This is a genomic window from Thermanaeromonas sp. DSM 22490 (genome assembly GCF_056378755.1).
The window spans coordinates 1-7,099 of sequence record NZ_JBJHHE010000046.1; the positions used below are offsets into that span (position 1 = coordinate 1).

7 protein-coding genes are annotated in these 7,099 nt (G+C 47.8%); all 7 read left to right on the forward strand.

The genetic code is table 11. From position 1 onward, the window contains the following. The first annotated feature begins 97 nt into the window (after positions 1-97). The 7 genes from AC1BI1_RS15020 (at position 98) to AC1BI1_RS15050 (ending at position 7,044) form a co-directional block, all read left to right on the forward strand. Complete coding sequence (locus tag AC1BI1_RS15020; RefSeq protein ID WP_476718119.1) at positions 98-1,942, forward strand: extracellular catalytic domain type 1 short-chain-length polyhydroxyalkanoate depolymerase; 1,845 nt, start codon at positions 98-100, stop codon at positions 1,940-1,942. Between the two features lie 338 nt (positions 1,943-2,280). Further along, positions 2,281-2,859, forward strand: coding sequence for a thioredoxin domain-containing protein (locus tag AC1BI1_RS15025; RefSeq protein WP_476718120.1), 579 nt, complete (start codon positions 2,281-2,283; stop codon positions 2,857-2,859). 178 nt (positions 2,860-3,037) lie between these two features. Further along, complete coding sequence (locus tag AC1BI1_RS15030) at positions 3,038-4,438, forward strand: esterase/lipase family protein (protein WP_476718121.1); 1,401 nt, start codon at positions 3,038-3,040, stop codon at positions 4,436-4,438. A 121-nt stretch (positions 4,439-4,559) separates the two neighbouring features. After that, positions 4,560-5,243, forward strand: coding sequence for an HD-GYP domain-containing protein (locus AC1BI1_RS15035; RefSeq protein ID WP_476718122.1), 684 nt, complete (start codon positions 4,560-4,562; stop codon positions 5,241-5,243). A 69-nt stretch (positions 5,244-5,312) separates the two neighbouring features. Next, on the forward strand, positions 5,313-5,885 hold the full coding sequence (locus AC1BI1_RS15040; RefSeq protein ID WP_476718123.1) for a hypothetical protein: 573 nt from the start codon (positions 5,313-5,315) through the stop codon (positions 5,883-5,885). A gap of 62 nt (positions 5,886-5,947) precedes the next feature. Next, positions 5,948-6,769: an alpha/beta fold hydrolase gene (locus tag AC1BI1_RS15045; RefSeq protein WP_476718124.1), complete on the forward strand. Its 822-nt coding sequence runs from the start codon at positions 5,948-5,950 to the stop codon at positions 6,767-6,769. 140 nt (positions 6,770-6,909) lie between these two features. Next, positions 6,910-7,044, forward strand: coding sequence for an N-acetylmuramoyl-L-alanine amidase family protein (locus tag AC1BI1_RS15050; protein ID WP_476718125.1), 135 nt, complete (start codon positions 6,910-6,912; stop codon positions 7,042-7,044). The last annotated feature ends 55 nt before the right edge of the window (positions 7,045-7,099 follow it).

Here is a 7,099-nt window from a genome sequence, read left to right on the forward strand (position 1 = left end):
CTAATTTCTGTTAAACAGTTTTTGGGCATAGAAGTTCTTATCCCTAAATAAATGGGTATTGGTCAACAGTCTCCTAGAAGATTGGAGGTTAAACGAGATGTTTCGTTTGAAGGCTCGGGTTCCTCGGGTGCTGAGTTGTGTAGTTGCGTTGCTTATTGTGTTTACTACTTTCATAGGCTTAGAGGTCAGAGGGCCGTCTAAGTTAAAACCGGCATACGCGGGTACGTTTGTTACCAAGACTTACACTGATGGGAGAATATATAAAGTCTACATTCCTACAGGATACCAAAGTGGAACCCCTGTACCATTAGTTGTAATGCTACACGGTTGTACTCAAGATCCCGATCAGTTCGCCGCAGGGACGCAAATGAACTCGATAGCGGAGCAAAACAACTTCATAGTTGTCTACCCCGATCAACCTTCCTCCTCCCATCCAAATAAGTGTTGGCACTGGTTCGATCCATTCCACCAATCGCGCGGTAGCGGCGAACCATCCGTTATCGCTGGAATAGTAAATCAGGTTAAAAGCGAGTATACCATAGATGATAACCGCATTTATGTCGCAGGTTTATCAGCTGGAGCGGCAATGGCTGTAATAATGGGTGCAACATACCCAGACGTCTTTGCAGCAATCGGGGTTCATTCGGGTCTCGAGTACAAGGCAGCCACCAGCGAGATTAACGCCTGGAATGCTATGTTCCAAGGTGGACCGGACCCTAACCAACAGGGAACCGCCGCTTATAATGCGATGGGTTCGTATAAGCGAGTAGTTCCAACCATTGTCTTCCACGGCACCTCGGATTATACAGTCTATCCTATTAATGGTCATCAGGTGGTTTCTCAGTGGGCCCAGACGAACGACTTGGCTTCGGATGGAATTGACAATAATAACATCGATGATGTAGCTGACGCTACTATTAGTGGTTCTGTACCTAACGGTCGTTCCTACACGAGATATGTTTACAAGGATAACTACGGGGCAGTTATTATGGAGAAGTATATGGTGGACGGCATGGGCCATGCATGGTCAGGTGGTAGTACATCTGGTTCTTACACGGACCCCAAAGGACCAAACGCGAGCCAAATCATGTGGGAGTTCTTCCGCGACCATCCGAAAAACGGAGGAAGTTCTACTCCGCCCAGCGGCAACGATACTACACCCCCCGTAACGACCGCAAGTCCCCCAGGTGGGACCTATGTCGGTCCAGTAACTGTATCACTTTCTACTAATGAACCAGCTACCACCTATTATACAACAGACGGTACCACGCCAACTACAAGTTCGCCTAAGTATACTGGACCCATAACCATTTCAAATACGACTACTCTGAAGTTCTTCAGTGTGGATACCGCTGGGAATCAGGAGGCCGTAAAATCAGAGACTTACATTATCGACCCCAATAGTGGATCTTCGTTTTCTTCAATTTCCTCTGAAGATGGATATGTAGGCGCGCTGCTGGCAGATGGGATGAGCACTTCGGTTCATAAAGTGGGCGATAAAGGCATGTATAACACCGATACCTACCGGGTGATACTCTCGTTCGATACCAGCAGCTTGCCGGATAATACAACGATCACAGGTGCTAAGCTACGAATTTACCGCAAATCTCTAAGTGGTACCGTCAATAGTATCAGTGTAGATATAGTACGCGGTTATTTTGGCAGCAGCAGTGCCCTCGAACAGAGCGATTATAATGCTCCGGTTTCCGCCAACGCTGCGAATGGCGCTCTAGCCGTGGCTACAGTTGCTCCACCCGGTGCCGACAATGCCTACGTCGATATTGCAATTCCTGCCAATGCACTTGAATTTATAAATAAAACAGGGCGTACTCAGTTCAGATTACGAGCTTCGACACCGGCGGACTTTGCTTCGGACGTTCTCGAGATATATGGAGGCGAAAGTGGCACGTATGCTCCTAAACTTGTGGTCAATTATCAGTAAGGGTAACTTCTCTTCTGCGGAACGTTACTGTTAGCAGGAGGTGCCGGGGCCACTGCCCTGGCACTTAAACCCTGCATTTGAGGCGGCTAGAAAAGGAGAACATATTGATGTTTCTTGGGTTGGCTTACACGTGCCTTGCCATAGCTTCTATTAGCTTATGGGCAACCGGTTTCAACCCCCCCTGTCCACTTGGTACATGTTATGGTTACTATGAGTTTTTAACGCGACCGTTAACCTTATGGGGAACAAGCTACTATTTACTCAGTGCATACCTCTGTTATACTGGGATGGCCCAATCTCACAGAAGGCTTACCCTGGTAATTATCGGAGGAGGGGTTTTGGTTCACGGCGGCTTATTAACATCTTTTTGGGCCTACACAAAGAACCTCTGTTACTTGTGTGCTATTTTTTTAATCTTAGAAACAACCCTCTTCCTGGCAATTGTGCTTGTCTCTCCTAAACGGGGTCGTGTACGCCTATTGTCCGGTACTATGGCAGCACTATTCCTTGGCTCTGTTTTCCTACTGGTACTAAACCCGGCTCCTCCCTTTCGGTTATATGATTCTGACTTAACAATACCACTTGAATTCTTATCTGGTACTGAATTAAAAGTGTCTACAGCGGATGGCTTACCAGTAACACTAGATCTAAGAAATAAACCGGCACTGATTTGGTCCTTATGGTGCCCTCATTGCCGAAGGGAATTGGAGCGAGTTGCCCGTTATCCTCCGGCCATGCGTCCTTATCTGGTTCTTGCCCTGGGGATGAACACAAAAGAACTGGATGCTGCACGTGCTTTGCTTGCCCAACTGCGGCTATCTAATGAAAGAATTTATGTAGTGGCAGCATCTAAGGTGGGAGTGACGCCTCTTATGCTGTTCTGGGACTCGAAAACGAATACCGTCCGTATCAAGTGAGAGGAAGAATTTTAACGTAAGAATGCCGGGCCACCAGAGGAGGCGGGCAGGTGATACAGTCCCACAGCGGAAGCATAGAAGAGAGGGGTGATAGAATACCGGAAAGCTAGAGGTGGGCGGCTTTGAGGGTTGGAGGTCTAACAGGCTCAATTTCATTTGAAGAGGGAGGTATCCACTTATGACAGGCCCCAAGAAGCGTCGGATAGCCCTGGTGCTGGCGTTTGCCATCCTTCTCCAATTGGTAGGGGGTATTATTCTTCCCTTACCCGAAGCCAAGGCGGCGTCTCCCCAGTTGATCGCCACTATTAGCGATCCTTATCCCTGGGAGCGGGTGGAGTTATGGGGCGATACCACCAGCCAGATGGTAAACGGGCAGGAAAAGATGTTACAGATCAGCCTGCCCCTGAACGATAAGGTAAGGTCATGGTTTCCTTCAGACATTTACGTACACGACGGCTATAGTTCAACCTCTGACGATTATAATTTTGGTAGTTATGGGCATCTCAAGAGCAACCGCTATTTCCTGTTGGGATATGGCCCCAACTGGCAGCATGCCACCAAGCCATATCCAGTGCTCCTGGTCCACGGTGCGAATGACAACATGAACCGTGCCTGGGCGCACCCGTGGGACTATCAGACGCCAAGTAGCATTACTAATCCCGGGCTGATGCAGTACCTAGCTGAACGGGGCTACGCAGTCTTCGCCATTTCTTTCCCCCACACCCATGGGAATAACCTTGTCCAGGCCGAACTTATTGCCGATGCTATAGAGATAATAAAACAAAAAACAGGGAAGAGCAAAGTTGATGTGGTAGCACATAGCAAAGGGAATATGGCAGCTATTGCCTATATGAGTTCTTTGAACAATGAATGGTCGGACACTTCCTGGATGACCGACTACCGGGGTGATGTGCGCAAATATATTGCTGTGGCAGCTCCCTTTAAAGGGCTGGACACCATGTTCAGATACTACACAGCCAATTTAACTGTCATTCAAGAGACTAAAAATTGCCCGGTGGCTTTTTGGAACGCCTATATTTACTACGCCTACCGTAATTATAAGCGGTGGGATATGACTCATACTTACAGCGGCAATTACTTTGAGGGACAGACTCAACTATTGCATAACTGGGTAGACGATCCTGTAAATCCCATTGGCTTTAATTCTGAAAGCTGGACACCTGGCGACGGCAATAATACCATGTACAAGCTTTACTACGGGGGGCAGAGTCTCTATGTTACTTCGGAAGGTATTAATCAAGCTATTAATAATCGTTACGGCAATATGGGGACCAGTAACTTTGTGGAAAAACTAAACAATAAGGGATTAGATCCTGGCATAAGCCTCTATGTATTGTACGGATATAATCAAGCTTGGGACTACTGGCTTTGGTATCCTATAGGGGAGAAGGCGGCTCCCAGTGATGGATTGCTCTTCGTAGCCAGCGCTACGTACACTGATGGGGTGACGAAGCGGGGGGCGCCGCTGAAGGCTAAGACTGGGATGAACTACAACCACTTGGATATTGCTCGCGTAACGGCCGCCAAGCAATGGATCGAGCAAAAACTGTCTGAATAGGTCATAGACCCTTGAGAGCAGCAAATAAAAGGTAATAAGTCAGCGGGCAGGAAGGGAGGAATACTAAATCCTGCCCGCTGGTCTTGCATAAGCAGGGACGGTCATTGGGGGCGGTTGGGATATGGATCGATCCTATGGTCTCTTACAGAATGTGAGGGACTATTGCTTAGTACTGTTGAATCACTCTGTAACAGTAGCGAATTTTGCTTTAAAGCTGTGCCTTCTGATAGGGCTTAACAGGAAGATGACCCAAAGGATCGTCCTGGCGGCCCTGCTACACGATGTAGGGAAGGTAACCTTAGATAGCGCGCTTCTTCACAAAAGAGGGCCTCTTTCACTCCATGAATGGCAGCAGGTAAAAATGCATCCCCGACGCGGTACAGCTATGGTGGCCTGCGAAAGCGAGGATGAAGAGGTGGCTGATCTGGTTTATCACCGCCATGAGCGCTGGGACGGTGAAGGATATTATGGCAAAGGGGGCACAGAGATCCCCCTCGGTGCCCGGATAATTTCTATAGCCGATGCCTTCGAAGCCATGATCTCGCCCCGGCCCTACCGGGGAGCCTTCCATATCGCCGAAGCTCTACAAGAACTTTACAGGGAGGCAGGGGCGCAATTTGACCCCGCGCTGATCAACTGCTTGAGAAGTGCTGCCTGCTGGCACGCGGAAGCCTATTTGGGAACCCGGACCTTAAGGGAGCAAATAAGGCGGGAAAAGGAGTGGCTGGAATACCTTGCGAGGACCTACGGGCCTCAGCATCCCGTAATAATGGGCCAAAGGCTGTGGCTTCACGCCTGTGGGTGACCCTTAGGACTACTCTAATGAGTGTACAAGCGCCTGAGAGCTAAAATTTCATGGGGGAGGTTATCATATTTGCTGGGGAGAGCATTTCCTGCGGGCGTTCTTAGTATCCTGCTTATTTCGGTGTTAACGTTCTCTAGTGGATGTAACCATTATCAGCAGGAAGACGGGGGCCAGGAATTACAAGTTTATCTCCAACACTTGAATGAAAGATATGCCGAACTACCTGCTCTACAGGCCATGTCGGAGGAAGCCACAACGAAAGGAATGACGGGTGATAAAAAAGAGGAATTAACTATTTTGTGTGAACTAGCCCGGCATTCAGAAAGGTTTCTTGCCAAATTTAAGGAGTTAAACCCGCAAAGCAGAGAGCTAAAAGCAATTCATCAGAAGCTCCTTACAGTGAATGACTTGACACAGGAAGTTTTACTTATGAGAATTGAGATATTAAGCAAAATAGTAGACCAAGGGATAAAAGAACAAGAACTTCAGCCGGAAATCGATGCTTTCTGGACCAAACAGGGAGAAGCTGCTCGCGCGTTTGATGAGTTTGAAACATCCTTAAGAGAATACGCTTACAAATTTAATCTGAGAATCACAGATTACCTTACAAACCTTTACTACAGCAAGGGACAAAAACAATAGAGCAGAAAACGCAACAAACTCGCCAGAGGCGAATTTTTATAAAGAAAGGAAGGAGAAAGAGCATGCCGAAAGTGGAGATAAACGGTGTGCAGATTTATTACGAATTTGATGGTACGGGGGAAGAAACAATAGTATTCCTCAATGGAATAATGATGAGCACCCTTAGCTGGGCGGATTTTATTGAGGTTTATACCCGAAATGGCTATAGAATGTTGAGGGTAGACTTCAGGGACCAAGGGCAATCGGATAAGTGCCAGCAAGAATACGACATCCACCAGCATGTAGAAGACCTGAAAGGGCTATTTGATCACCTGAGTTTAAACCGGGTGCATCTGGTGGGGATCTCGTACGGCGGACAGGTGGCCCTGCTCTTTGCCCTTAAATATGGGGCTAGACTTAAGAGTCTTATTCTGGCCAATACCACGGCCAGATTAACCAACCATTTAAAAGCTATAGGCCAGGCCTGGGATGAAGCTGCCCGCCTAGGCGATGGTGAAAAATTCTTTAAGCTGGCCATGCCTTTCATATACTCGGACAGTTTTTATGAAACCCATCATGATTGGCTAAAACAAAGGGAGAAGCATTTCAGCCAGTTGCTGACTAGGGAATGGTTTGAAGCTTACCTGAGATTGTCTTCCAGCCACGGGGAGTATGACATACTTGACAGAGTGGGGGGGATTCAAGTGCCCACCCTGGTGATAGGTGCTGACAAAGATATAGTTACCCCTTTGGAAGAAGTAAGGAAAATCCATAAAGCTATACAAGATTCGCTTTTTCTTGTCCTCCCGGAGGCTGGACACGCCTCTTGTTATGAAAAGAAGGGCGAATTTAATGCTGCCATACTGGGATTTTTAGCTTTACAAAAGGCTAAACAAAACGGATAAGAGTTTTCTTTACTCCAAGGTTTTATGTAATGGGCAACCGGATATGTTACCCTTGCCGCGACTGGTGGGGCGAGATACACCCTTTGACGATGGTGGCAAAAGGTTTGCTGTACTCATAGAATCGATCAAGGGGTGAGATCATGACCAAGCGTATTGGCCTAGACCCCGGTCATGGCGGTGCCGATCCGGGAGCGGTAGGGGTGAACGGACTCTTGGAAAAAGAAGTTACCCTGGCGGTTGGTTTGCTGCTGGGAGATAACCCCATTAATCCCTAACTGCTCTTTTCCAGCTTGATACCCCTGTTACTGATGTAACTGACCAGGGACTCCT

Excerpts from the sequence above, each read along its gene's own strand:
- AC1BI1_RS15045 (WP_476718124.1), top strand. The coding sequence starts at position 5,948 with ATGCCGAAAGTGGAGATAAACGGTGTGCAGATTTATTACGAATTTGAT.
- AC1BI1_RS15050 (WP_476718125.1), top strand. The coding sequence starts at position 6,910 with ATGACCAAGCGTATTGGCCTAGACCCCGGTCATGGCGGTGCCGATCCG.
- AC1BI1_RS15035 (WP_476718122.1), top strand. The coding sequence starts at position 4,560 with ATGGATCGATCCTATGGTCTCTTACAGAATGTGAGGGACTATTGCTTA.
- AC1BI1_RS15020 (WP_476718119.1), top strand. The coding sequence starts at position 98 with ATGTTTCGTTTGAAGGCTCGGGTTCCTCGGGTGCTGAGTTGTGTAGTT.
- AC1BI1_RS15030 (WP_476718121.1), top strand. The coding sequence starts at position 3,038 with ATGACAGGCCCCAAGAAGCGTCGGATAGCCCTGGTGCTGGCGTTTGCC.